Below are 23,666 nucleotides of genomic sequence, written 5' to 3' on the forward strand. Positions count from 1 at the left end.
GCACATGAAGAGGGCGATCCTCACCATCGTCGGGACCGTCGCCGGCCTGGTCCTGCTGTTGACCTTCAAGACGCACTCGGCGCCGAGCACCGCCTCCGCCGGAGCCACGCTGGGCACGGGTTCGGGTACGGACAGCGGTGCGGCGGCCCCGGCGCCGAGCGAGAGCAGCGGCTCGAGCGCCGGCACCGGGAGCGGGACCAAGACGGGAGGCGGCAGCGGCCGGACGTCGAAGTCCACGACACGTACCGTCACCGGGAGCACCATCGACACGCGCTGGGGCCCCGTCCAGGTGCAGGTCACGCTGAAGGACGGGAAGATCACCAAGGTCCAGGCGCTCCAGCTGCCGAGCGGCAACCGCCGCGACCTGGAGATCAACAACTTCGCCGTGCCGCAGCTCTACCAGGAGACCCTGTCGGCGCAGAGCGCGCAGATCGACGCGGTCTCCGGCGCCACCTACACCAGCCAGGGCTACATCCAGTCGCTGCAGAGCGCGCTCGACAAGGCCGGCAAGTGACGGCGCTGCGGCACGCCGAGCCGTGCATGGGAACGATCTTCTCCTTCGACCTGCGCGAGCCGTACCCGCGCGACGGCGCGCTGGACGAGGCGATCGCCTGGCTGCACTGGGTGGACGCGACCTTCTCGACGTACCGCCCGGACAGCGACATCAGCCGGCTCGCACGCGATGAGGTGGACGTGGTCGACTGCGCGCCCGAGGTGGCGGAGATCCTCGCCCTGTGCGACCGGCTCGCCGAGACCACCGAGGGCTGCTTCAGCGCCTACGCCGACGGCTCGCTCGACCCGTCCGGCGTGGTCAAGGGCTGGGCGATCGAACGCGCCGGGAGCATGCTGCGCGCGGCCGGCGCGCCGAACCACAGTGTCAACGGGGGCGGCGACATCCAGCTGTCCGGCGGTCCCGAGCCGGGCCGCCCGTGGCGGGTGGGCATCGCCGACCCCCTGAGCCCCGGCTCGGTGGCGACGGTCGTCGCCGGGCGCGACATGGCCGTGGCGACCTCCGGGACCGCCGAACGCGGAGCGCACATCCTCGACCCGCGCACCGGGCGGCCCGCGGACGGCCTCGCCGCGGTGACGGTCGTCGGGCCGAGCGTCACCCTCGCCGACGCCTACGCGACCGCGGCCTTCGTCATGGGGGACGCCGCCCGCGACTGGATCGAGGACCTGACCGGCTACGAGGCGTACGGCATCGAGCTCGACGGAGGGACCTGGGCCACGTCCGGTCTGCGCGGCGACGCCTCCCCTCAGCCCGTGGCCAGGTCCGGCAGGTCGACCATGTCCACCAGGTCCGCGATCGAGTCGGCCACCCGCTGCGGGCGGAAGGGATAACGCTCGATCTCGCCCCGGGAGGTCACCCCGGTCAGCACCAGGATCGTGTACAGACCGGCCTCCATGCCGGACACCACGTCGGTGTCCATGCGGTCACCGATCATCGCGGTCTCCTCGGAGTGACCGCCCACCGTGTTCAGCGCGTTGCGCATCATCAGGGGGTTCGGCTTGCCGACGAAGTACGGCTCGACCCCGGTGGCCTTGGTGATCAGCGCGGCGACCGCGCCGGTGGCCGGCAGCGAGCCCTCGTTGGACGGGCCGATGGGGTCGGGGTTGGTGGCGATGAACCGCGCGCCCTTGTCGATCAGGCGGATCGCGGTCGTGATCGCGGTGAAGCTGTACGTCCGGGTCTCGCCCAGGACGACGTAGTCGGGGTCCAGATCGGTCAGGACGTACCCGACCTCGTGCAGGGCGGTCGTCAGGCCGGCCTCGCCCAGGACGTACGCCGAGCCGCCGGGGCGCTGGTTGTTGAGGAACTGTGCGGTGGCCAGCGCGGAGGTGTAGATCGACTCGATGGGGATGTCGAGCCCGGCCGCGCGGAGCCGGACGTGCAGGTCCCTCGGCGTGTAGATCGAGTTGTTGGTCAGCACGAGGAACCGCTTGCCGGCCTCCCTCAGCCGGGAGAGGAACTCCTTGGCCCCGGGCACGGGCTGCCCCTCGTGCACCAGTACGCCGTCCATGTCCGTCAACCAGCAGTTGATCGGCTTGCGCTCAGTCATGCGACCAAATATCCCGCATGACCATGGACGTTATCCAGCCGGGCCATTCCGGCAGGTGAGACATCGGCGGTCGGGAACGTGGCCGGACGCCGGATGGCGCTCTCCTCAGCGGCGGAGGCGATGGATCACCCGGTCGATGCCGCTGGGCGGCGGCCGCCGGAACGGCGCGGCCAGCCGGGTCCGGCTGGTACGGCCGCGCAGCGTCACGGCGCTGCCGAGCCGCCAGTGCGCGGCCTCGCCCGGCCCGGCGGCCGCGACGACCGTGTCCGAGGCGAGCAGCCGGTCCGGCGCGCTCTTGGCGAGGTCGCTGAGCCGCGCGGCCTCGTTGACCGGGTCCCCGATCACGGTGTACTCCAGGCGCTGCTCCGCGCCGATGTGCCCGGCGACGACCTGCCCGGCCGACACCCCGATCCCGGCGATGAGCTGGGGGAGCTCCGCCCGCAGGCGGCGCGACAGCTCACGGGCGGCGGCCAGCGCCTGACCCGCCGGGTCCTCGAGCCGCTCGGGCACGCCGAAGACGGCCAGGGCGGCGTCGCCCTGGAACTTGTTGATCAGCCCGCCGTGCCGGGCCACCACCTCGACGACGACGCCGAAGTACGCGTTGAGCAGGGCGACGACCTCACCGGGCGGCCGCGTCGCGGCCAAGTGCGTCGAGCCCTGCAGATCGACGAAGAAGACGGCCGCCTCGCGCAGCTCACCGCCCAGCACGACGCCATGTTCGAGCGCGTGCCGGGCGACGTCCTCCCCGACGTGCCGGCCGAACAGGTCCCGGACCCGTTCGTTCTCCCGCAGCCCCGCCGCCATGTGGTTGAACCCGGCCTGCAACCGGCCCAGCTCGCTCGCGTCATAGACCGGGACCGACGCCTGCAGGTCGCCGCGCTCCACCCGCGCCAGCCCCTCCCGCACGGACCGGACCGGGTCGGCGATCGCGCGGGCGGCGATGTAGGTCACCGGCGCCCCCACGAGCAGGGCGACGCCGCCGAGCACGAGGATCGTGACGGCCAGCTGGGTCAGGGACATGCCGTCGACGACCAGCGCGGCCACCGCGGCGGCGACGGATCCGAGGACCGGGACCGCGCTGCCGAGCGCCCACGCGAGCATGGCGCGCGGCGTGATGCCGAACCACGCGTCGTACTGCGCGGGCCCGGCCGCCATCACCACCGCCGCGATGGGCCGCAGCAGGCGCTCGGTGAGCAGGTACACGATCGCGCAGGTGGTGACGCCGCCGAGCGCCGTGATCATGCCGACCTTCAGGGCGAGCAGGCTGGAGTAGGGCGCGTCGATCACGGCCCAGCCGACCGCGCCCAGCCCCCACAGCGTGCCCTGCATCGCCAGCAGCCGCAGGGGGCCGCGCAGCACGCCGCGCCGCTCCTTCTCGGTCGGGTCGTGCTCGTGACGGGCGAAGGTGCGCACCGGCCGGAACAGCCACAGTCCCCAGGTGACGCCGATCGGCGCGCCGAACACGAGGTAGGCGCAGAAGACCAGGAGGTTGACGAGCCGGACGTGCGAGGGGTCGGCGATCCCCGGCGGGTCCGGCATCACGAACGTCGAGAAGAGCAGGACGAACAGCGCCCCGGCGAGGTTCGCCCCGCCGACGGCGACGATGAGCAGCCACCGCGTGCGGCGTTCGAGCATCGCACGTGAGGCACCCGGCGGCCCGTCCAGCCGCCCGTGGAGCCCCTTGTTCATCACCGCTTTGGCGGCCACCGCCCGACTGCCTCCTCCGCGCATCTGTGGAAGACCAGTGTGACCGATCGCCGGAAGAACCCGCGCGCGGAGGTCACAGACCCACGTCCGACGAGCGCGGAACACCGGGTTTCGGCTTCAGGGAGGTGCCCGGGAGAGAGGGCCTCGGCCTCAGGGCGCCGGCCGCGACGAAGGCGAGACCTCGGCCTTAGGACGCGGGCCGCGACGAGGGCGCGACCTCGGCCTCGCCCGCGCCGACCGGCGTGAAGGTGATGAGCCGCTGCCGGGCGTCGCCCGCGAGTTCGAAGTTCTCGAAGAAGAACGTCAGCGTGCCGAGGACTCCGTGGTGGAACCTCTTGACGCCGTATGTGCGCACGTCGACGTCACCGCCCGCCCACAACCGGCGGAAGTCGTCGCTGCCGGAGTGCAGCTCCCGGATCAGCGCCGACAGCTCGGCGTCGCCGGGGTACCGGCCGGCTACGACCCTGAGCTCGCCCACCGTCGCCGCGGCGACCTGCTCCCACTCCACGTAGAACACCCGTCCCTCAGGAGTCAGGAACTGGAACCGGGCCAGGTTCCCGCGCGCCGCCGGGAAGGTGTCCAGGGCGAAGATCCGCTTCGCGCTCGGGTTCCCGGCCAGTACGTCGAACCGGTCGTTGATGACGACGGCGGGCACGTTGATGAGATCCAGCAGGCGCCGTAGCTCCGGCCGGACGGTCTCGACCGGAGCGACGTGCCCGGTCCGCCGCCGGGCCGGGCGGGCCAGGACCCGCAGATGCTCGCGCTCCACCGCGTCGAGGCGGAGGACCTCGGCCAGGGAGTCGAGCACCTCGTCCGAGGGGCGGGTGGCACGGCCCTGTTCGAGCCGCTGGTAGTACTCCGCGCTGATCCCGGCGAGCTGGGCGAGCTCCTCCCGGCGCAGGCCGGGTACCCGGCGCCGGGCACCACCGCGCAGTCCGGCGCTCTCCGGGCTGACGCGGGCCCGGCGGGTCCGCAGGAACCTCCCCAGCTCCCGGTGATCCTCCATGCCCGCCAGTATGCCCGGCCCGGTCACGGCGGCCTCCGGCCCTCGGGGCCCGTGGCGGTGGCGCGCATGCGGAGGTGGTGCGCCCAGGGTGGCCCTGCGAGTACCCGTAACAGCGGGGGACTGGGTGACGGGACGAAGCGGCGGCAGGCTGCGGGACGTCCCCGGCCGACGGGGACCCGAGTCCACGAGAGACGGAAGCCGACGAGAGACGGAGATTCCTGCCATGTGTCACAGTGTCGACGCCCTGCCGCCCGCTGCCCCTGTCGTGACCGGCGAGGTCGCCGAGCACGGCCCGCTGGAGCTGACCGCGGCCGATGGGAACCGCTTCCGGGCCTACCGCGCGGTTCCCGGCGTCCCCAACGGCCGCAGTGTGCTCCTGCTCCCCGACACCCGCGGCCTGCATCCCTTCTACGAGGCCCTGGCTCGGCGGTTCGCCGAGGCGGGGTTCAACACTCTGGTGATGGACTACTACGGGCGCAGCGCCGGTACCGGAGCCCGTGACGACTCGTTCGACGAAATGGCGCACCTCGAGCGGCTGGAACCCGCGCACGTGGAGACCGACGCGGCGGCGGCCGTGGCGGCCCTCCGCCGGTGGGACGCCGGTCCGGTGTTCAGCGTCGGTTTCTGCCTCGGCGGCGGGACCTCCTGGCGGCTGGCCGCGGCCGGCCTCGGGCTCGCCGGAGCGGTCGGCTTCTACGGCCCGCCACGTTTCTTCGGCGACCGGACGGCCGAGCTCTCGGCACCGCTGCTGATGCTGCTCGCCGGTGATGACGCCGTCACCACGCAGGAGGAGTTCGACGCGCTCGCGGCGGGATTCGACGAAGCCGGGAAGGAGTACGAGATGCACGTCTACCCCGGAGCGCCGCACTCCTTCTTCGATGCCGCATACGCGGAATGGACGGAGGCCTGCGCCGACGCCTGGCACCGTATCCTCGACTTCACCCGTCGGCACGGCGACGCCCGCACGTCCTGATCCTTCCCGCCGTCGCCCTCGGCGCAGGCCTCGGCCCTGTCGTCGGCCGAGCGGGTCGCCGTGGTCGTGCCCTCCGCGCCGGAGGCGGCCGGTTCCGGCGGACGGACGGTCCCGTGGGACGGTAGGTCCCATGACCGTGATCGGGAGGATGGGGCTCGGGCTGGCCGCCCTGGGGCGACCGGCGTACATCAACCTCGGCCGGGACGGCGCACTGCCCGCCGAGCGGACGGTGGAGGCGATGAGGGCGGCCGCCTGGCGGGTGCTGGACGCGGCGTACGACGAGGGGATCCGCTGGGTCGACGCCGCCCGTTCGTACGGGCTGGCCGAGGAGTTCCTGGCCGGCTGGCTGGACGACCGGGGGCACCGCGACGTCACCGTCTCCAGCAAGTGGGGCTACGCCTACGTCGGCGAATGGCGCCTGGACGCGGACGTGCACGAGGTCAAGGAGCACTCCCTGGCGAGGTTCCGGGACCAGGTGGCGCGGAGCCGGGAGCTGCTCGGCGACCGCATCGCGGTGTATCAGATCCACTCCCTGATGGCGGACGGCCCGGTGTTCGGCGACGCCGCCCTGCAGCGGGCCCTGGCCGGGCTCGCCGCGGAGGGCGTACGGGTGGGCTTCTCCACGTCCGGCCCGGCCCAGGCCGAGACGATACGGCGCGCGCTCGACCTCGAGGTCGACGGGCGGCCTCTCTTCGCGGCCGTGCAGTCGACCTGGAACGTCCTGGAGCCCTCGGCGGGCGACGCGCTCGCCGAGGCGCACGCCCGCGGCCTTCACGTCCTCGTGAAGGAGGGGCTGGCCAACGGACGGCTCGCGGTCGAGCCGCCCGCGGCCGTACGCGAGATCGCGGCGGCGCACGGGGCCGGGACGGACGCGGTCGCGCTCGCCGCCGTGCTCGCCCGGCCCTGGGCGGACACCGTGCTGGCCGGGGCGGTGAGCGTCGCGCAACTGGCGTCCAACCTCGCGGCCCCGCGCGTCCCGCTGAGCGACGACGACCTCGCCGCGCTGGACGCGCTCGCGACCCCGCCGGAGGAGTACTGGAGGCGCCGCGCCGCCTTGCCGTGGACATGACACGGTATTGACTGAAACACCGTACGGAACCGACCTATATCGGCGAACATGGCTATTGACGCGATGATCGCTATCCGCGACAGTCGTGACACTTGGAGCGAGGAACACGTGTCACGAAGCGGGACGAGAGGCTCGGTGCATGGGTGGATCCGACGTCAGGGGCGCCGTACTGGCGCTGATGGCGACCCTCATCTACTACCTGGGCTTCATCGTCTTCCGCGTCGCCGCGGGCCGCATGCCCGAACTGCGCGGCACCCGGCCGCTCCGCCTCCTGCAGTACACCTACACGGACTGGCTGTGGCTGTCCGGCCTGGTCATCGTGCTGGCCGGGGTGGCCACCCAGGTCAAGGCGCTGACGATGCTCCCGCTGAGCCTCGCCCAGCCGATCTTCGCCGTGAGCCTCCTGTTCATCCTCTTCTACGCCGGCGTCTTCTTCGGCGAGCGGCTGACCGGCCGGGAGTGGGCCAGCGTCGGCCTGTTCGGCCTGGCGACCGCGATGGTCGGCGCGTCGAACGGCCGGCACGAGGTGCTGACCTGCGCCGTGGCCGGACCGCTCACCCTGACCGCCGTCGTCGTCCCCGGCGTCCTGGTCGGCGTGGCGGTCCTGGTCGGCGGTGACATCCGGACGTTCGGCCGGCATGCCCGGCCGCTGGCCGGCATCGCCTACGGGATCGGGTCCGGCGTCAGCCTCGGCGTCTCCGAACTGGCGCTGAAGGGAGTCGCCGCGGTCTACAACGCGCACGGGCTGGCGACCGCGGCCTACGGCACGCCGTACCCGTACGTCGCGGTCGGGATGGCGGCGCTCGGCCTGGCCCAGCTGCAGATCGGCCTGCAGCGCTGCCGCATGTCGATCGTCGTGTCCGTGCTCACCGTGACCGCCAAGACCCAGCTCGTCATCCTCGGCGCACTGCTGTACAAGGAGCCGTGGCCGTCCGACCGCCTGCTGGTCATCCTCCGGATCGCGGCGTTCGTCCTGGCGGTGGTGGCGCTGGTGCTGTTCCCGCGGCACGACGCGGTGGAGGAGCGTCCCGGCACCGCGCTGGTGCCCTCCGCCCGCGAGCGCGCCTGACCTGACGCAAAGGGTCAAAAGCGGTATTTGTCATCTGATGTACTTCGGCGTGCGTCTAAGGGGCAGGACTCGCGCGGCACCGCGCGTGACGGATCGATGAGGTGGAATGGCCGACAACGACGCTGACGACGTGACGCCGGAGGAGGCGTCGCCGAAGGCGCCGGACTCCGAGGGCCCGGCGGACGAGACGCCTGCCGCGGAGACGCGATGGGGTGAGAAGGACGAGCCTGGCCCGGCGGGCGAGGCCGGTGGAGGTGAGCCCGCGTCGGCGGGTACCGCCGACAGGGACCCCGCCGATAGGGGATCCGGCGAAGGGTCCGCCGCCGAGGGGGCCACCGGAGACGGGAGCGGCGACGACGGGGCCGGCGACGACGGGGCCGGTGAGAAGGCGCCCCCGGTTCCGCCGGAGCCCGTGCGCCGCCGTGGGCGGCGCGTCCTGCGCTGGGTCGCGGTCGGGGTGGTGCTCGCGCTCGTCGCGGCGGGCGGCACGGCGTTCGGCCTGTACGAGAAGCTGCAGGGCAACATCACGAAGGAGCATGTCGACCAGCGGCAGCTGGGCACGAACCGCCCGCCGAAGCTGAACAAGTCGATGAACATCCTGCTGCTCGGCTCGGACTCTCGTGACGGGGAGAACCATGAGTACTGGTCGCCGGACATCGCCGGTGAGCGCTCGGACACGACGATCCTGCTGCACCTGTCGCCGAACCGGGACCGCGCGGTGGCGATCAGCTTTCCCCGTGACTCCATGGTCCACGTCCCGGAGTGCCGGAAGAAGAAGGGCGGCACGGTGCCGGCCTTCTTCGGCATGCTGAACGCCGCGTTCGCCTACGCCGGGGCGACCTGCACCTGGAAGATGATCGAGGCGGACACCGACATCCACATCGATCACTACGTCAAGATCGACTTCGCCGGGTTCAAGAAGGTGGTCGACGCGCTGGGCGGGGTGGAGATCTGCGTGCCGCAGGCGGTGAACGACCCGCGCGCCAACCTGTCGCTGAAGGCCGGCCGCCAGGTCGTCAAGGGCAACGACGCGCTGGGGTACGTCCGTACGCGCTACGGTCTCGGCGACGGCTCGGACCTGGAGCGCATCCAGCGGCAGCAGAAGTTCATGGCCTCGGTGGTCAAGAAGGCCACGAGCCAGGCCATGCTGACCGACCCGACGCGCACGTACCGCTTCCTGAACGCCGTGACCAAGGCGATCTCGACCGACGACGACTTCAGCGTCTCCGCGATGAGGAAGCTCGCGACCAGCCTGAAGGGGATGAGCGCGGGCACCGTGCGGTTCGTCACCGTGCCGACGCAGACCTACCCCAAGGACCCCAACCGGGTGCAGTGGGACATGGCCCAGGCCGGTCCGCTGTTCGACGCGATCCGCAAGGACGACGACCTGCCCGCGCCGAAGCCGGAGCCGTCCATGCCGGTGGCGCCGAAGCCCGACGAGGTCAAGGTCACCGCGGTCAACGCGCCGAAGAAGGCCGTTCAGGACCTGAAGGGCCAGGGCTTCCACGTGAAGGCGGCGAAGGGCCCGGCGCAGCCGCAGACCAGGATCCTCTACGGGCCGGGCGCCGAGCGCTTCGCCGACGCCCTGGCCGTCGCCGTGCCGGGTGTGGTCATCGCCGCCGACAACACGGTCGCGCCGGGCACCGTGTCCCTCGTCGTCGGCCCCGAGGGCGTGCAGGTGAAGGCCCCGGACATCCCGAAGGTGAACGGGGAGATCAACGGGGCTCAGAATCCGTGTCAGTGAGGACGGCGTCGTTGGGCCGGGGGCCGGAGCGCAGGCCCGCCCACAGTCCCCGGCCCAGCTCCCGTACGAGCGCCGTCCGGTCGGCGGAGCCCGCGAGCGTACGGGCCCAGCGGAGGGCCGTCGCGCCGGCGTAGAGCAGGCGTTCGCCGGGGCCGAGGCAGCGGCTGCGGGTGAACAGCCAGACCTTGTTGCGCACCTCGTGGAAGAACCGCCGTCCCGGATCGAAGTCGGGGGAGGCGGTCCTGTGCACGGCAACGCTGTCCCGGCAGAGCAGGCCGGCGCGCCCGCGCAGCAGCCGCAGCGTGAACTCGAAGTCGTCGTTCCAGAGGAAGTAGTCGGCGATCGGCAGCCCGCGCTCCCGTACGGCCTCGGCGTCGACGAGCACGGACACGAAGGACGCGGAGCGGATCCGGGCGCAGCCGGGCACGGCCGACGGCCGGGACCGCGGGGTGTTCATCGGATGGTCCCGGCCGTCGGTCCAGACGACGCGGCCGGCGACGAGCGCGGGTGGCCGCCCGCCGCCGTCCCGCCCCCGGTCGCGCGCCGCCAGGAGGGCGGCCAGCGCGTCCGGCTCGGGCACCGTGTCGTCGTCCAGCAGCCAGAGCGCGTCCGCTCCGGTGGCCAGGGCGTGGGCCATTCCCGTGGCGAAGCCGCCGGCGCCGCCGATGTTGCGGGGAAGCGTCAGCAGCCGGACGCCCGGAAAGCGTTCGCGGACGAGGCGGGCGGTCCCGTCGGCCGAGGCGTTGTCGACGACCACGATGCCGTCGGGCGGGCGGGTCTGCTTTTCGAGGGCGGTCAACGCCTCGGTCAACAGATCCCGTCGGTTGTGCGTGACAACCACGGCGGCGATTTGGGCGTCTTTCAGCTGACACCTCACCTATCACCGAGTTGGGCCATCAATGAAGTCGGCAAAAGTAGCATAAGATGCATTCCGCCTCAGTGGCCGCATCGCATCCCCCTCCACCCCGAGACGGACGCATGGCCGAACCCTTCGCGCTTCTCCTCACCGTCTACGGCGGGGACCGGACGGACCGCGTCCGCGAGGCGTTCCGCAGTTCGGTGGACGCCCAGACGCGCCGTCCCGACCAGGTGATCCTCGTGCAGGACGGGCCGGTCCCGGCGGAGCTCGCCGGCTGCCTGGCCCGGCTGACCGAGGGGAGCCCGGTGCCCGTGACGTTCCTCCCGCTGGAGCACAACGGCGGCCTCGGCCTGGCCCTGGACGCCGGGCTGGCGGCCAGCCGGTACGACGTGGTGGCCCGCATGGACGCCGACGACATCGCCATGCCGCACCGCTTCGCGACGCAGCTGCCGGTGATCGAACGCGGGGCCGACCTGGTCGGCGCGGGAATGCTGGAGTTCGGGACGGGCCGGGACGACATCGTGGGCAGCCGCACGCCGGTCTCCGACCCGGAGCACATCGCGCGCTACGCGCGGCTGCACGATCCGTTCAACCATCCGACGATCGTGTACCGGCGCACCGCCGTCCTGGCCGCGGGCGGCTACGGCGACATGCCGCTGATGGAGGATTACTGGCTGTTCGCGCGCATGATCGCGAGCGGTGCCAAGGTCGTCAACCTGCCCGAGCCGCTCGTGTACTACCGCGTGGGGGAGGGCGCGTACGAGCGCCGCGGCGGGCTGACGCTCCTGCGGGCCGAGCTGCGCCTGCAGCGCGAACTGCGGCGCAGCGGCTTCACCACCCTCGCCCAGTACGCGCGCAACGTGAGCGTCCGCGGCGGGTACCGGTTGACGCCGACCTGGATCCGCAAGCCGCTGTACCGGCGGTTCGTGGCGCCGCGCGGCGCGGGGGAGCGGCCTCCCGTGGAGGAGACGAGTGAACGCTGACCTGGTGGTGGCCGGCGCCGGGCTGTTCGGGCTGACCGTCGCCGAGCGCTGCGCCCGCGACCTCGGCCTGCGGGTGCTGGTCGTCGAGCGCCGCGACCACATCGGCGGCAACGCCTACAGCGAGACCGAGCCGTCCACCGGCATCGAGGTCCACCGGTACGGCGCGCATCTCTTCCACACCTCCAACGAGCGGGTCTGGGAGTACGTCAACCGGTTCACCGCCTTCACCGACTACCGGCACCGGGTCTTCACGGTCTTCAAGAACCAGGTGTACCCGATGCCGATCAACCTGGGCACCATGTGCGCGTTCTTCGGCCGCGCGATGTCCCCGGACGAGGCGCGGGCGCTGATCGCCGGGCAGGCCGCCGAGATCAGCGACCCCGCCAACCTGGAGGAGAAGGCGATCTCGCTGATCGGGCGGCCGCTGTACGAGGCGTTCATCCGGGGCTACACGGCGAAACAGTGGCAGACCGACCCTCGCGCGCTGCCGGCGGAGATCATCACGCGGCTGCCCGTGCGCTACACCTTCGACGACCGCTACTTCGCCGACCGGTACGAGGGCCTTCCCGTGGACGGCTACGCCGCCTGGCTGGAGCGCATGGCCGACCACCCGGGGATCGAGGTCCGGCTCGGCACGGACTTCTTCGACCTGGACGCCGTCGGCAACGTCCCGGTCGTCTACACCGGCCCGCTCGACCGCTACTTCGGCCACCGCGAGGGCGTGCTCGGCTGGCGCACCCTGGACTTCGAGCTGGAGGTCCTGCCGACCGGCGACTTCCAGGGCACCCCGGTGATGAACTACGCCGACGAGGACGTCCCGTACACCCGGATCCACGAGTTCCGGCACTTCCATCCGGAGCGGGACCATCCGGGAGATCGAACCGTGATCATGCGCGAGTACTCTCGCTTCGCCGGGCCCGCCGACGAGCCGTACTACCCGATCGACACGCCCGCCGACCGTGCGATGCTGCACCGCTACCGGGAACTGGCCCGCGCGGAGAAGGACGTGCTGTTCGGCGGCCGTCTCGGCACCTACAAGTATCTGGACATGCACATGGCCATCGCGTCCGCGCTGACCATGTACGAGAACCGGCTGCGGCCGCGTTTCACCGGAGGCACGGGATGAGGGTCCTGCAGCGCGTCGTGCTGCCCGTTCGACGCGATCCGGACGTCGTGAGCCTGTACGTCGACGGCCGCGTCGTATGGAGCGGGGCCGACCGGAACGGCGCGGCGGCGCGATGGTCCGCCGCACGGGCCGGCTCCGAGGCCAGGATCACCGGCCGGCGCGGCCTCGTCGTGCCCACCGGCCGGCGGGTGTCGTTCTGCACCTACTTCAACGCCTTCCCGGCGAGCTACTGGCGGCGCTGGAGCGTGGTCGACCGCGTCACGCTGCGGCTGCGGCTGCGCGGCGACGCCATCGTCAACGTCCACCGCTCCACCGGCAAGGGCCTCACCCAGAAGGTCACGCAGGTGGAGGTCGACGCGAACATCACCGTGGTCCGCGAGATCGACCTGCCCCTGAAGCCGTTCATCGACGGCGGCTGGTACTGGTTCGACATCGTCGCCGGCGACCGCGACGCCGTCCTGGACGGCGCCGAGTGGTGCGCCGACTCCGACCGGCCGCGGGGCAGCGCGAGCATCGGCATCACGACGTTCAACCGGCCGGAGTTCTGCGTCGAGCAGCTGCGGGCGATGGGCGAGGCGAGCGACGTGCTCGACGTCGTCGACGAGATCTTCGTCGTCGACCAGGGCACCGACCGGGTCGAGGACCACCCGGACTTCGCGGCCGCCGCCGAGTCGCTGGGCGGCCGGCTGCGCCTCATCGACCAGGGCAACATCGGCGGCTCCGGCGGGTTCTCCCGCGCGATGAGCGAGACCCTCGACGCCGGGCGGAGCGACTACGTCCTGCTTCTCGACGACGACGTGACCGTCGAGCCGGAGGGCATCCTGCGCGCGGTGACCTTCGCCGACCTGGCCCGTACCCCGACGATCGTCGGCGGCCACATGCTGGACATCTTCCACCGGTCCGTGCTGCACGTCTTCGGCGAGACGATCGCGCGCTACCGCTGGTGGATGACGCCGGCGGCGCACACCTTCCTCGGGCACGACCTGGCCGAGCACCCGCTGCGCCACACGCCCTGGCTGCACCGCCGGGTCGACGTCGACTACAACGCCTGGTGGATGTGCCTCATCCCGGTCGACATCGTGCGCAAGGTCGGGCTGTCGCTGCCCTTCTTCATCAAGTGGGACGACATCGAGTACGGCATCCGCGCCGAGAAGGCGGGGTTCCCCACGGTGTCGCTGCCGGGCGCGGCGGTCTGGCACGTGCCGTGGCATTCCAAGGACGACACGCTCGACTGGCAGGCGTACTTCACCGAGCGGAACCGCATCATCACCGCGCTCATGTACTCCCCGTACAAGCGGGGCGGCAACATGATCAAGGAGAGCCTGTTCATCGCGACCAAGCACGCGCTGGCGATGCAGTACTCCACCGCCGAGCTGATGCTTCTCGCCATCGAGGACGCGCTGCGCGGCCCCGAGCACCTGCACGCGTCGATGACCACGAAGATGGCCGAGCTGCGGGCCCTGCGCGCCGGGTTCCCCGACGCGCAGGCCAAGCCGGACATCGACAGGTTCCCCAAGGTCAAGCGGCGCAGGCCGCCCCGGCGCGGCCGCGAGCCCGAGCCTCCCCACGGGCGCAAGGCCCTGGTCAGGACGGCACTCGGCGGAGTGCTCCGGCACTCCCGGCCCGTCGACTCCCACCCCAGGAGGCATCCGGAGGTGGCCGTGCCGCACGTCGACCAGTCCTGGTGGCTGCTGTCGCGCTACGACAGCGCCCTGGTCACCTCGGCCGACGGCACCAAGGCGGCCTGGTACCAGCGGGACCCGGCGCGGTTCCGCTCCCTGCTGCAGCGGGCCACGGCCCTGCACGCGCGCCTGGCGTACGAGTGGCCGGAGCTGAGCCGCCGCTACCGCGCCGCCATCCCCGACCTCGCCTCGCCCAAGCGCTGGCGCGAGACGTTCGAGGCGGCCGCGCGGCCGGAGAAGCCGTCCGAGACCGCGACCGGGTCGGATGAGCCGTCCGAGACCGCGATCGGGCCGGATGAGCCGTCCGAGACGGCGACCGGGTCGGTGACGGTGACCGGGCGGGAGACGGTGACCGGGCGGGAGACGGCGATCGGGCCGGAGCAGACGTCCGAGGCGGCGACCCGGCCGGAGGAGCGATGACGGTTCCGCCCCTGACCGCGCCGGGGAGCGGCGGCGGTCTGCTGGACGTCGCCCGGCGGAGGTACCTGCTGCGGCTGCTCGTGCGCCGGGAGCTGCGCAGCCGCTACCAGGGCTCCCTCCTCGGGCTGGGCTGGTCCTACGTCCGTCCCGCCGTCAACTTCGCCGTCTACTTCTTCGTCGTCGGCATCTTCCTGAAGATGAGCAAGTCCATCCCCGGGTACCCGGTCTTCCTGTTCTCCGGGATGGTGCTGGTCAGCTTCTTCACCGAGATGCTGATCACCAGCACGTGGTCCGTCATCGGGAACGCGCCGCTCGTCCAGAAGATCTACCTGCCGCGCGAGATGTTCCCGGTGTCCTCGGCGCTGGTCTCGGCCGTGCACATGGTGCCCGGCATGGCGATCCTGTGGGGCGGCGCACTGCTCGGCGGCTGGCGGCCCTCCACGCTCGCGTTCGGGTCGATGGCGCTCGGCCTGGCGATCGTGGCCGTGCTGGGGCTGGCGTTCGGCCTGCTGTTCGCCGGGATCAACGTCTTCTTCCGCGACTTCGGTCAGGTCGTCGACATCCTCAACATCGTCATCCCGTGGACCGCCCCGATGATCTACCCGTGGACGGCCGTACAGGACTCCGCGGGCAACGGCCTCGGCCTGCAGATCTACCTGTCCAACCCGCTGGGAACGGCGACGTTGCTGTTCCAGCGGGCGTTCTGGTGGCCCGCCGACCCGCGTCAGGCGCACCTGCCCGACGGCACCCCGACGTTCCCGGACGGCAGGCACGCGTTCCCCGACCACCTGACCGTACGAGGACTGGGGAGCCTCCTCGCAGCCGTCGTGCTGCTGGGGCTGGCACAGATGGTCTTCTTCCGCCTGCAGCGGCGGTTCGCCCAGGAGCTCTGACGTGGAATCGATCGTCGTCGACGGCGTGACCAAGCGCTTCACGCTGCGCCACGCGCACTCCATCAAGGAGATGACCGTACGCGCCGCGCGCCGTCAGAGCCTGTCGGAGCGGTTCACGGCCCTCGACGAGGTGTCGGTCACCGTGGAGCAGGGCGAGTCGCTCGCCCTGATGGGGCTCAACGGGTCGGGCAAGAGCACGCTGCTCAAGCTGATCTCCGGTGTCATGCAGCCCGACGCCGGGTCGGTCGGGGTCCGCGGCCGGGTCGCGGGCCTGATCGAGGTCGGCGCCGGCCTGCACCCCGACCTGACCGGCAAGGAGAACATCTTCCTCAACGCCGCGATCCTCGGCATGAGCAAGGCGGAGACGCAGGCCAGGTACGACGAGATCATCGCGTTCTCCGAGATCGAGAAGTTCCTTGACACGCAGGTGAAGTTCTACTCCTCCGGCATGTTCATGCGGCTGGGCTTCTCCGTCGCCGTCCACACCGACCCCGACGTCTTCCTCGTCGACGAGGTGCTGGCCGTCGGTGACCCGCCGTTCCAGAAGAAGTGCCTCGAGCGCATCGAACAGCTGCACGGTGAGGGACGCACGCTCGTCATCGTCTCCCACGACATGGGCACGTTGGAGAAGGTCTGCGGGCGGGGCGTCGTGCTGCGCGAGGGCCGGGTCGCGTTCGAGGGCGAGATCACCGAGGCCGTCGACTTCCTCAATCCGCCGGACGGCCCCCTCGACGCCGCGCGCCGGCAGCGGGGCCGCGAGGAGGCCAGGCTCGCCGCCGCCACGCTCAAGGCGGAGAAGGCCGCGGCCGCCGAGGCGGCCGAGCTGATCGAGGAGCTCATGCCCGGCGCCACGGCCCTGTCCGACCCGCAGGCGACGCTCGAGTACGCCCTGTCCCTCGCCGAGGGCCAGGAGGGCATGGCGCTGGAGTTCGGCGTCTTCTCCGGCCGGACGCTGCGGACGATCACCGCGGCCCGCGACGGCAAGAACGTCTTCGGCTTCGACTCCTTCGAGGGGCTCCCGGAGGACTGGCGGGAGGGCTTCCCCGCCGGCACCTTCGCCGTGGACGCGCCCCCGGAGGTGCTCGGCGCCGAACTGGTCGTCGGGCTGTTCGAGGACACCCTCCCCGGGTTCCTCGACGAGCACCCCGAGCCGGTCGCCTTCCTGCACCTCGACGCCGACCTGTACTCCTCGACGCGGACGGTCCTGCGTCACGTGGGGCCGCGCCTGCGGCCCGGCAGCGTCGTCGTCTTCGACGAGTTCTTCGGCTACCCGGGGTGGCGCGAGCACGAGTACCGCGCGTGGACGGAGTACGTCGAGCGGGCCGGCCTGCGGTTCCGCTACGAGGGCTACACGCGCGGCAACGAGCAGGTCATCCTGCGGATCACGGAGCGGTGATGAGCGCGAAACGACGGGTGTCCGCGGCGGTGGCCGCGCTGCTGTCCGCGGCCAAGGGCTGAGCCGCCATGCCATCGGCGAACGGTTCCACGGCGGCCGGCGCGCAGGACGCGGCGCCGAAGAAGACCGAGGACGCACGCGGACCCGTACGGCCGCCGGGACGGCTTCGCGAGCTGGACCTGCTGCGCTTCGTGGCGGCCGCCGCCGTCATGCTGCACCACTTCACCGGGGTGCCCGCGCCGGAATGGCCCGGCGGCAGTGCCCGGAAGATCTTCCCCGGCCTGGGCGAGGTGACGCGGTGGGGCTTCCTCGGCGTCGAGCTGTTCTTCCTGATCAGCGGCTTCGTGATCCTGATGAGCGCCTGGGATCGCCGCGTGGGCGACTTCGCGGTGTCCCGGTTCACCCGGCTGTTCCCGGCCTACTGGGTGAGCGTGTGCCTCTCGCTCGGCGCGTACCTGGCCTTCCGCTCCTACGTCCCGTTCGGCCCGGGGACCGACGGGCCCGTCATGCGGTTCCTGCCGAACCTGACGATGCTCCAGGAGGGCGTCGGGTCCCAGCGCATGGAGGTCGTCTACTGGACCCTCTACGTCGAGTTGCACTTCTACGCGCTCATCGCGCTCCTCGTCTGGCGGGGCGTCACGTACGGCCGGTGCGTCGCGTTCATGACCGGCTGGCTCCTGCTCAGCGTGTTCGCGATGGAGGCCGACTTCGGCTTCGCCAAGGTCCTGCTGCTGTGGCGGTACGCGCCGTTCTTCGTCGCCGGGATGGGGTTCTTCCTGATCTACCGGTACGGGAGCAACCTCATCGTCTGGCTGCTCATCGCCGTCGCCTGGGCGCTCGGCTGCTACTACGACCTGAAGTACAACTTCCCCGACTTCATCGTGCCGGGCGTCTCGGAGTACGTCATCCCGGCCGGCGTCACCTTCGTCTTCGTCATCATGGCGCTCGTCGCGACGCACCGGCTGGCGTGGTTGCGCTGGCGCGGCCTCACCCTGCTGGGGATGCTCACCTACCCGCTGTACCTGGTGCACCAGACGATCGCGCGGACGCTCGTTCCGCGTCTCTACCCGCACCTGAGCCGGTGGGCGGTGCTCGGCGTCCTGATCGCCGTCGCGCTGGTCTCGGCCTACCTGATCTACCGGCTCGTCGAGGCCCCCGCACAGCACCGGCTGCGCACCCGGCTGAAGACCGCGCTGGCGCAGATCCGGCGGAACGGCCTTCCCCCGGAGGCCCCGGACGGCGCCCGCGGCGACGCGGCGGCGCGACATCCGGGGGACGACGCCGAGGTGCCGTCGTCCTGAGGAGGGTCAGCGGGCGGGTGCCAGGTCGATCGCGTCGATCTCCGCGCTGCAGGTCTGCCGGGTGAACCGGATCGTGTTCCGGCCGGCGTTCAGCCACACGTCGACGGCGGTGATGGTCCACTGGTCCCAGCCGTACGGGCGGTAGACCAGCCGTTCCCGTGGCCGCCCGTTGACCGAGAGGAGCTGCCCGCACGGGGCGTCCATGCCGTCGGCGGCGCGCACGTACATCCGGTAGCGGCCGCCGCTCGGCAGCGGGAGCGCGAACTCCAGGTAGCTGTCCGGGGCGGCGAGGTACCCGGCCTTGCCGTTGCCCGACGCCCGTGACGTGGTCAGCCGTTCGCCCTCGTTGATCGTGGTGTACGCCGGCTTCTCCGCCTCCCACCGCGTCATCGGGACGCCGGTCAGCGCGGCGTACCACCGCGCCGCCATCTTGGAGTAGCCCCCGTAGGTCGGGTGGATTCCGTCGGCGGACAGGTCGGCCCTCGTGAGCGCCGCGTGCATGTCGACGAGGTGGACGTGCCGGCCCCGCGCGGCCCGCGCCGACACGATGCCGGGGATCGCCGCGTTGTACCGCCGGGCGAGCCGGTCACCGGCCGGATCGGCCAGCGGAACGATCGTGGCCACGTACACCTGCGCGTCCGGCAGCGTCGCGGTGATGAGATCCACCAGCGCGGCCAGCCGCGCCGGAGCCTGCGGCAGCGCGCTCCGCTGGATGACGTCGTTCGTTCCGATGTGCAGGAGGACGACGTCGGGGCGGTAGACCCGCAGCCACTCCCGCACCCGCACGGCCAGCTGGTGGATCCGCCATCCGGGATGGCCTTCCTCGTTGCGGTCGCCCAGCTGCGGGGGACCGTTCGCCCGCGACCCCACGAAGTCGGCCGACCTTCCGTCGGCCGTCAGGTACTGCCACAGATCGCTGCGGTACCCACCGGACGTCTGCAGCCCATCGGTGATCGAGTCTCCGAGCGGCATGATCCGCAGTGGCGGACGGGGCGTGGCGCTCGGGGTGGGGCGACGGGGCTCGGTGACGGCAGGGGATCTCGCCTCCGCGCACGCCGCCGTGGCGAGCAGGCAGGCGCTCGCCACGGCCGCCAGCGTGGCCCGGAGGCGGCCGGTCACGACCGCGCGGCCTTCTGTCCGATCCGGGATGGGGTGCTCACGGCAACGGCCTCCGCCACAGCGTCGGCTGCTCGCCCTGGTGGTCGGTGCTCACCCCGACGGCGAGCAGGTCGCCGCCCAGCGGTGTCATCCCGGTGAGCCATTGGTCGCCCCGCCCGGACAGGCCGGTTCCCTCGGGCGTCTGGGCAGTCCAGGAGCGTCCGTCGCGGGAGGTCCACAGCACGACGTCGGAACGGCCGAGCCGCCCGCCGGCGCCGGTGACGACGAACCCGCGCGGGGTCGCGGTCGCGGCGGTGACGATCGAGTTGCGGTCGCTGGAGTCGGGGCCTGCCGGGCCGGCGGCCGGCAACCGGACCTCCTGCCACGAGGCGCCGCCGTCCGGCGAGACGAACGCGAACGCCCTCCGGCCGGAGGCCGTCGCCGCGGACCCCGTGGCGACCACGACGTTGCCGACGGCGGCGACCTTGTCGAACCACGCCTCCAGGGCGCCGGACGGCAGCGGTATCCGGTGCAGCGTCCACTTCCTGCCGTCGGCCGACGTCCAGGCGGCCGGCCGGCCCCTCGGGGCGTCCTTGACCGCCGGATCGTTCAGCCCGCCGACCGCGACGTATCCGAACGAGCCGCCGACCACGCCGCGCATCCAGCGGTTGGCCTGCTGATCGCCGGTGAGGTCCGGTCCGGTGCCCCGGTCCCAGCTCTTGAGATCGGCCGAGTGCCACGTTCCCGCCGAGAGGCCGTTCTCGCCGACGATCACGTAACCCGCCGGCCCGACCGTCGCGGCGTACGTGGCGACGTGGTCGGCGTCTCCCGGCGCGAACGCCTTCCCGCCGTCGACCGCCCGCCAGGTCGTCCCGTCGTCGGAGGCGACGATCAGGGGGTGGTTCACGTCGAACCCGACGGCGAGCCAGCCCGCGTTGCCGGACACCACGCTGATGAGCCGCTGCTTCCCCGGCCGGGCGAACACCTGGCCGGGCGCCTGGGCCCGGCTCCAGCGCCTGCCGTCGGCGGACGTCCAGGCCGCGGCGTCACCGTTCGTGCTGCCCACCGCGACGCTCAGCCGGGAGCCCGTCGCCACCGAGGTCAGCGCCTGGTCCGGCTCGACCGCTCCGGCGATCCGGGTGGGGTCGACCGCGATCTCCTGCCCGAGCGGATCGCGCACCGCGAGGACCGCGTCCGCGTCCTGGGCACCGGCCTCCCGCCCGGCGACGATGGTCGCGCCCGCGGTCACGGCCATGCCCTGGATCGAGACGCTCGACGGCGTCGGGACCTCCCCGGCGTTCTGCCACGCCCGGCCGTCCGTGCTGCGGGCGAGCAGGACCTTCCGGTCGCCGCCGATGAGGGCCGCCACGCCACGGTCGGTCCCGGCCAGCCGCTGCAGACCGCCGTAGCCGGGCAGATGGATCTCGCCGGCGGTCTGCCACTGCCTCCCGTCGGCGGACGTCATCATCACGCCGTACCGCTCCGACTTCGAGCTGCCGTTCCGGCCCGCGACGAAGCCGCTCGACGTCGCCCCGATCGCGACGCCCGGACCGGCGGTGCCCTTCGGGTGCGGGACGTCGACCCACTCCCAGGACCGCCCGCCGTCGGCGGACCGCCACACGGCGTCCTTGACGACCCGGCCCTTGTGATCGGTCGTCCACCCGTACACGAGCGCGGTGTTGCCCACGGTCGCCAGGTCGACGAGGGACAGTGGGCCGCCGGACAGCGACATCCTGAGCTGGTCGTTGCCCAGCCGCTCCCAGTTCCGGCCGTCCGGGGAGAGCCAGACGACCGGCACCGCGTCGCTGTAGTCGCCCTTCTGCGACGTGTCGCCGATCGCGACGAAGCCGCTCGCCGTCCGCGCGACCCGCGCGATCCGGTCGCGGCCGAAGGACGCGCCCGCCGCGTCCGGCTGCCGCACCCACGACGTGCCGTCCTTGCTCGTCCACACGGCCGTCCCCGCGTGCGAACTCCCGAGCGCGACCCAGGCGCCGCCCGACCCGGCGACCACCCGCGGGACGTCACCGTACGCGGGCTCGGCGCCGTCGGCCGTACGAAGCCCGGCGAGCCGGAACGAGCGGCCGCCGTCGGTCGAGACGAGGAACTCGGCCCGGTAGTCCGCGGTGTCGGCCTCGCCGCCGATGGCGACCACGGTCGAACCCGACGACGCGACCCCGAGCAGTTCCTGGTCCCGCCCGTCCGCACCGGCCGCCGGGTCCGCCGCGAACAGCCGGCCCGCGAGCCGGGCCGCCGGCGTCTTCGGCGCGGACTTCTTGTCGCTGCCGGTGAGGACGTACACCCCTCCGGCGACCAGCCCGGCGACGACCACGCCCGCGACGCCGATGAGGATCGGCCGCAGCGGTATCCCCCGGCGTCCCGTCCGGCCGGGGGTCTCCATCCGCCACGGCTCGTCGAACCGGACGGTGTTCTCCCCCGACGTCCGCGAGTCGCGCCCGAGGCCGCCGGGCGGCCGTGGCGTGGACCGCGGGACCATCGCCGACGGCGGCAGATCCAGCGCGGTCGACCGGTCTCCTCCGCCCGCGTCATAGGCGGGGAACCGCGGCGCGGGCGGCTCCTGTTCCCCCGTGTCGTAGGGGGGAAAGCGTGGTGGGGGTGGTTCCTCTGCGCCTGTGTCGTAGGCGGCGAAGCGCGGTCCGGACGGCTCCTGTTCATCGGGGCCGTACGGATCCGGGGGAGGCGGGGACACGGCGGGGGAGGGCTCGACGGCCGGGTCCCACGGCGGCTGCGGCGGAATCCGCCACGGATCGGCCGCCGGCTCCGGCGCCCACTCCTGCGTCTCGGGCGGCGCCTGTCCTTCTGGCGGGTCCTCCTGCGCCGGAGGGCTGGACGGCGGGGGTTCTTCCGGTGGTGGCGCATACGGCGGGGAGCCGGGCAGGCCCGGCGGCGGAGCGCCGTACGGCGGCGCGGGAGGCGCGGCCCAGGGCGGGAGCGCCGGCCGAGCCGGATCCGGGCCCCAGGCCGGGGGCGGCGGGGGTGGAGGTGACCACTGATCGTCGGACGGGGGCTCCCTGTTCGGATCGTCGTCCGGCGTCTTGTGCCCGGCCACGCGCACCCTTTCCGTCCATCGCCCGGAGGGCGACTCCGACCCGACCTCCACACAGAGCGTCGTGGCGAAATCTTATCGGGGCAAAGCGGTCAAGCGGCGCAGTCACTGTCACATCCCCGGCACTGCGATTCCGGCCACGGCCCCGGGGTCTCGCCGACCGGGGCCGCGGCCTCGCTGCTCAGGCGGCCGGGCGGTCCTCGTCGTGGCCGTCGTCAGCCGCCGCGCGGGCGAGGACGTCGCGGAGCGCGGCGGCCGTGCGTTCGGGCGCCAGGTCGGTGACGTACGCGCCCGCGGCCAGTTCGCTGCCGGCCAGGTACTTGCGCCTGGTGGCGGTTCGGTAAGGCGGCGACAGCTCCAGGTGCAGGTGGGTGAGGTCGGCGTAGCCGGGGACGGCGGGCTCCTGGTGTACCGCCATGACGTAGGGCATCGAGAAGCCGAACAGGCCGTCATAGGCGACCAGCACCTGCTTGAGCACGCGCGCCAGGTCGTCCCTCTCAGGTGCGGTGAGCGACGGCAGTGCGGGAGCGTGGCGGCGGGCGCTGATGTACACCTGGTAGGGAAATCGCGCCCAGAACGGCACATACGCGGCGAAGGCGTCGCCGGTCACGACGAGTCGCTCGGAACTCTCCTCCCGGATGACGACATCGCACCACACGCACGACCCGTGCAGCGACCGATACCGCCGCGCGGCGGTGACCTCCTGCGCCGGGATCGGCGGGATGTCGGGGTAGCCGTAGATCTGGCCGTGCGGGTGGTGGAGGGTGACGCCTATCTCCTCGCCCTTGTTCTCGAACGGGAAGACGTAACCGATCTCCGGGCGTCGGCCGAGCACGGTCGTGCGGTCCGCCCACACGTCCACGAGGGCGCGCAGCCGGGCGACCGGCAGCTCGGTCAGCGTGGCGTCGTGGTCGCTGGTGAACACCACGACCTCCGCATGGCCCACCGCCGGCTCGACCGGGGTCAGCGCGTCGCCGGCGACCGAAGGCTCCGGAGGGTGGGCGGTGAACGACGGGAACCGGTTGTCGAAGGTGACCAGTTCGTATGACGCGTGCGGGATCTCGGTCGGTGGCCCGCCGGACGATGGCGCGGTGGGGCATAGCGGGCACTGGTCGGCGGGCGGGAGGAACGTACGGTTCTGTCGGTGGGTGGCGAAGGTGACCCACTCGCCGCGGGTCGGGTCGTATCGCCGCTCGGTCATGGGACCTCCTTCGTC

At 72.3% G+C, this 23,666-nt stretch carries 19 protein-coding genes; 12 read left to right on the top strand and 7 right to left on the bottom strand.

Annotation, left to right across the window (positions count from 1 at the left end; genetic code table 11):
- Window positions 1-4 precede the first annotated feature (4 nt).
- Together NDW01_RS34315 and NDW01_RS34320 are read left to right on the top strand one after the other, a co-directional pair.
- Complete coding sequence (locus NDW01_RS34315; RefSeq protein WP_252828502.1) at window positions 5-514, top strand: FMN-binding protein; 510 nt, start codon at window positions 5-7, stop codon at window positions 512-514.
- Window positions 511-1,341 (top strand): FAD:protein FMN transferase, encoded by an 831-nt coding sequence (locus tag NDW01_RS34320; protein ID WP_252828503.1) that lies wholly within the window; start codon window positions 511-513, stop codon window positions 1,339-1,341. Before NDW01_RS34315 ends, NDW01_RS34320 begins: the two co-directional genes overlap by 4 nt.
- On the opposite strand, the gene NDW01_RS34325 is transcribed toward NDW01_RS34320, so the two are convergent.
- The 3 genes from NDW01_RS34325 to NDW01_RS34335 all read right to left on the bottom strand — a co-directional run bounded on the left by NDW01_RS34325 (window position 1,257) and on the right by NDW01_RS34335 (window position 4,773).
- Window positions 1,257-2,060, bottom strand: a complete 804-nt coding sequence (locus NDW01_RS34325) for an HAD-IIA family hydrolase (RefSeq protein ID WP_252783199.1) — start codon at window positions 2,058-2,060, stop codon at window positions 1,257-1,259. The genes NDW01_RS34320 and NDW01_RS34325 overlap by 85 nt on opposite strands.
- A gap of 105 nt (window positions 2,061-2,165) precedes the next feature.
- Window positions 2,166-3,767, bottom strand: a complete 1,602-nt coding sequence (locus tag NDW01_RS34330) for an adenylate/guanylate cyclase domain-containing protein (RefSeq protein WP_252828504.1) — start codon at window positions 3,765-3,767, stop codon at window positions 2,166-2,168.
- Window positions 3,768-3,954: 187 nt separating this feature from the next.
- Window positions 3,955-4,773 carry a helix-turn-helix transcriptional regulator gene (locus NDW01_RS34335; protein ID WP_252828505.1) on the bottom strand — a complete coding sequence of 273 codons (819 nt, stop codon included), beginning with the start codon at window positions 4,771-4,773 and terminating at the stop codon, window positions 3,955-3,957.
- A 223-nt stretch (window positions 4,774-4,996) separates the two neighbouring features.
- Between NDW01_RS34335 and NDW01_RS34340 the strand changes: the two genes are divergently transcribed.
- The 4 genes from NDW01_RS34340 to NDW01_RS34355 all read left to right on the top strand — a co-directional run bounded on the left by NDW01_RS34340 (window position 4,997) and on the right by NDW01_RS34355 (window position 9,628).
- On the top strand, window positions 4,997-5,746 hold the full coding sequence (locus NDW01_RS34340) for a dienelactone hydrolase family protein (RefSeq protein ID WP_252828506.1): 750 nt from the start codon (window positions 4,997-4,999) through the stop codon (window positions 5,744-5,746).
- Window positions 5,747-5,876: 130 nt separating this feature from the next.
- Entirely contained in the window at window positions 5,877-6,815 is a 939-nt protein-coding gene (locus tag NDW01_RS34345; RefSeq protein ID WP_252828507.1) for an aldo/keto reductase, read from the top strand.
- Window positions 6,816-6,954: 139 nt separating this feature from the next.
- Entirely contained in the window at window positions 6,955-7,884 is a 930-nt protein-coding gene (locus tag NDW01_RS34350) for a DMT family transporter (protein WP_252828508.1), read from the top strand.
- 106 nt (window positions 7,885-7,990) lie between these two features.
- Entirely contained in the window at window positions 7,991-9,628 is a 1,638-nt protein-coding gene (locus tag NDW01_RS34355) for an LCP family protein (RefSeq protein ID WP_252828509.1), read from the top strand.
- Here NDW01_RS34355 and NDW01_RS34360 read toward each other — a convergent pair.
- On the bottom strand, window positions 9,600-10,505 hold the full coding sequence (locus NDW01_RS34360) for a glycosyltransferase family 2 protein (protein WP_308211840.1): 906 nt from the start codon (window positions 10,503-10,505) through the stop codon (window positions 9,600-9,602). The two genes, NDW01_RS34355 and NDW01_RS34360, sit on opposite strands and share 29 nt — an antisense overlap.
- Before the next feature lie 101 nt (window positions 10,506-10,606).
- Here NDW01_RS34360 and NDW01_RS34365 point away from each other — a divergent pair, with 101 nt between their 5' ends.
- The 6 genes from NDW01_RS34365 (at window position 10,607) to NDW01_RS34390 (ending at window position 18,288) form a co-directional block, all read left to right on the top strand.
- Window positions 10,607-11,470 carry a glycosyltransferase gene (locus tag NDW01_RS34365; RefSeq protein ID WP_252828511.1) on the top strand — a complete coding sequence of 288 codons (864 nt, stop codon included), beginning with the start codon at window positions 10,607-10,609 and terminating at the stop codon, window positions 11,468-11,470.
- A complete protein-coding gene (gene glf, locus NDW01_RS34370) occupies window positions 11,460-12,596 on the top strand; it encodes a UDP-galactopyranose mutase (protein ID WP_252828512.1) in 1,137 nt (378 codons plus the stop codon). Before NDW01_RS34365 ends, glf begins: the two co-directional genes overlap by 11 nt.
- A complete protein-coding gene (locus NDW01_RS34375) occupies window positions 12,593-14,698 on the top strand; it encodes a glycosyltransferase (RefSeq protein ID WP_252828513.1) in 2,106 nt (701 codons plus the stop codon). Before glf ends, NDW01_RS34375 begins: the two co-directional genes overlap by 4 nt.
- Window positions 14,695-15,591 (top strand): ABC transporter permease, encoded by an 897-nt coding sequence (locus NDW01_RS34380; RefSeq protein WP_252828514.1) that lies wholly within the window; start codon window positions 14,695-14,697, stop codon window positions 15,589-15,591. Before NDW01_RS34375 ends, NDW01_RS34380 begins: the two co-directional genes overlap by 4 nt.
- A 1-nt stretch (window position 15,592) precedes the next feature.
- The gene (locus tag NDW01_RS34385; RefSeq protein ID WP_252828515.1) at window positions 15,593-16,987 is read left to right on the top strand and encodes an ATP-binding cassette domain-containing protein; all 1,395 of its coding nucleotides are present in this window, start codon (window positions 15,593-15,595) and stop codon (window positions 16,985-16,987) included.
- A gap of 68 nt (window positions 16,988-17,055) precedes the next feature.
- Window positions 17,056-18,288: an acyltransferase family protein gene (locus NDW01_RS34390; protein ID WP_252828516.1), complete on the top strand. Its 1,233-nt coding sequence runs from the start codon at window positions 17,056-17,058 to the stop codon at window positions 18,286-18,288.
- 6 nt (window positions 18,289-18,294) lie between these two features.
- Here NDW01_RS34390 and NDW01_RS34395 read toward each other — a convergent pair whose 3' ends face one another.
- From NDW01_RS34395 to galT, 3 genes are all read right to left on the bottom strand, one after another.
- The gene (locus NDW01_RS34395) at window positions 18,295-19,407 is read right to left on the bottom strand and encodes a GDSL-type esterase/lipase family protein (RefSeq protein ID WP_252828517.1); all 1,113 of its coding nucleotides are present in this window, start codon (window positions 19,405-19,407) and stop codon (window positions 18,295-18,297) included.
- Window positions 19,408-19,444: 37 nt separating this feature from the next.
- Complete coding sequence (locus NDW01_RS43590) at window positions 19,445-22,453, bottom strand: beta propeller repeat protein (protein ID WP_305883844.1); 3,009 nt, start codon at window positions 22,451-22,453, stop codon at window positions 19,445-19,447.
- Window positions 22,454-22,631: 178 nt separating this feature from the next.
- Window positions 22,632-23,651 carry a galactose-1-phosphate uridylyltransferase gene (gene galT, locus NDW01_RS34405; protein ID WP_252828518.1) on the bottom strand — a complete coding sequence of 340 codons (1,020 nt, stop codon included), beginning with the start codon at window positions 23,649-23,651 and terminating at the stop codon, window positions 22,632-22,634.
- Between the last annotated feature and the right edge of the window lie 15 nt (window positions 23,652-23,666).

It is taken from the genome of Actinoallomurus soli (assembly GCF_024055715.1).
Lineage (GTDB): Bacteria > Actinomycetota > Actinomycetes > Streptosporangiales > Streptosporangiaceae > Actinoallomurus > Actinoallomurus soli.

What these genes read in the sequence shown, in the direction of transcription:
- NDW01_RS34315 (WP_252828502.1), top strand. Translation starts at nt 5, where the DNA reads ATGAAGAGGGCGATCCTCACCATCGTCGGGACCGTCGCCGGCCTGGTC.
- NDW01_RS34325 (WP_252783199.1), bottom strand. Translation starts at nt 2,060, where the DNA reads ATGACTGAGCGCAAGCCGATCAACTGCTGGTTGACGGACATGGACGGC.
- NDW01_RS34335 (WP_252828505.1), bottom strand. Translation starts at nt 4,773, where the DNA reads ATGGAGGATCACCGGGAGCTGGGGAGGTTCCTGCGGACCCGCCGGGCC.
- NDW01_RS34340 (WP_252828506.1), top strand. Translation starts at nt 4,997, where the DNA reads ATGTGTCACAGTGTCGACGCCCTGCCGCCCGCTGCCCCTGTCGTGACC.
- NDW01_RS34345 (WP_252828507.1), top strand. Translation starts at nt 5,877, where the DNA reads ATGACCGTGATCGGGAGGATGGGGCTCGGGCTGGCCGCCCTGGGGCGA.
- NDW01_RS34350 (WP_252828508.1), top strand. Translation starts at nt 6,955, where the DNA reads ATGGGTGGATCCGACGTCAGGGGCGCCGTACTGGCGCTGATGGCGACC.
- NDW01_RS34355 (WP_252828509.1), top strand. Translation starts at nt 7,991, where the DNA reads ATGGCCGACAACGACGCTGACGACGTGACGCCGGAGGAGGCGTCGCCG.
- NDW01_RS34365 (WP_252828511.1), top strand. Translation starts at nt 10,607, where the DNA reads ATGGCCGAACCCTTCGCGCTTCTCCTCACCGTCTACGGCGGGGACCGG.
- NDW01_RS34375 (WP_252828513.1), top strand. Translation starts at nt 12,593, where the DNA reads ATGAGGGTCCTGCAGCGCGTCGTGCTGCCCGTTCGACGCGATCCGGAC.
- NDW01_RS34380 (WP_252828514.1), top strand. Translation starts at nt 14,695, where the DNA reads ATGACGGTTCCGCCCCTGACCGCGCCGGGGAGCGGCGGCGGTCTGCTG.
- NDW01_RS34390 (WP_252828516.1), top strand. Translation starts at nt 17,056, where the DNA reads ATGCCATCGGCGAACGGTTCCACGGCGGCCGGCGCGCAGGACGCGGCG.
- galT (WP_252828518.1), bottom strand. Translation starts at nt 23,651, where the DNA reads ATGACCGAGCGGCGATACGACCCGACCCGCGGCGAGTGGGTCACCTTC.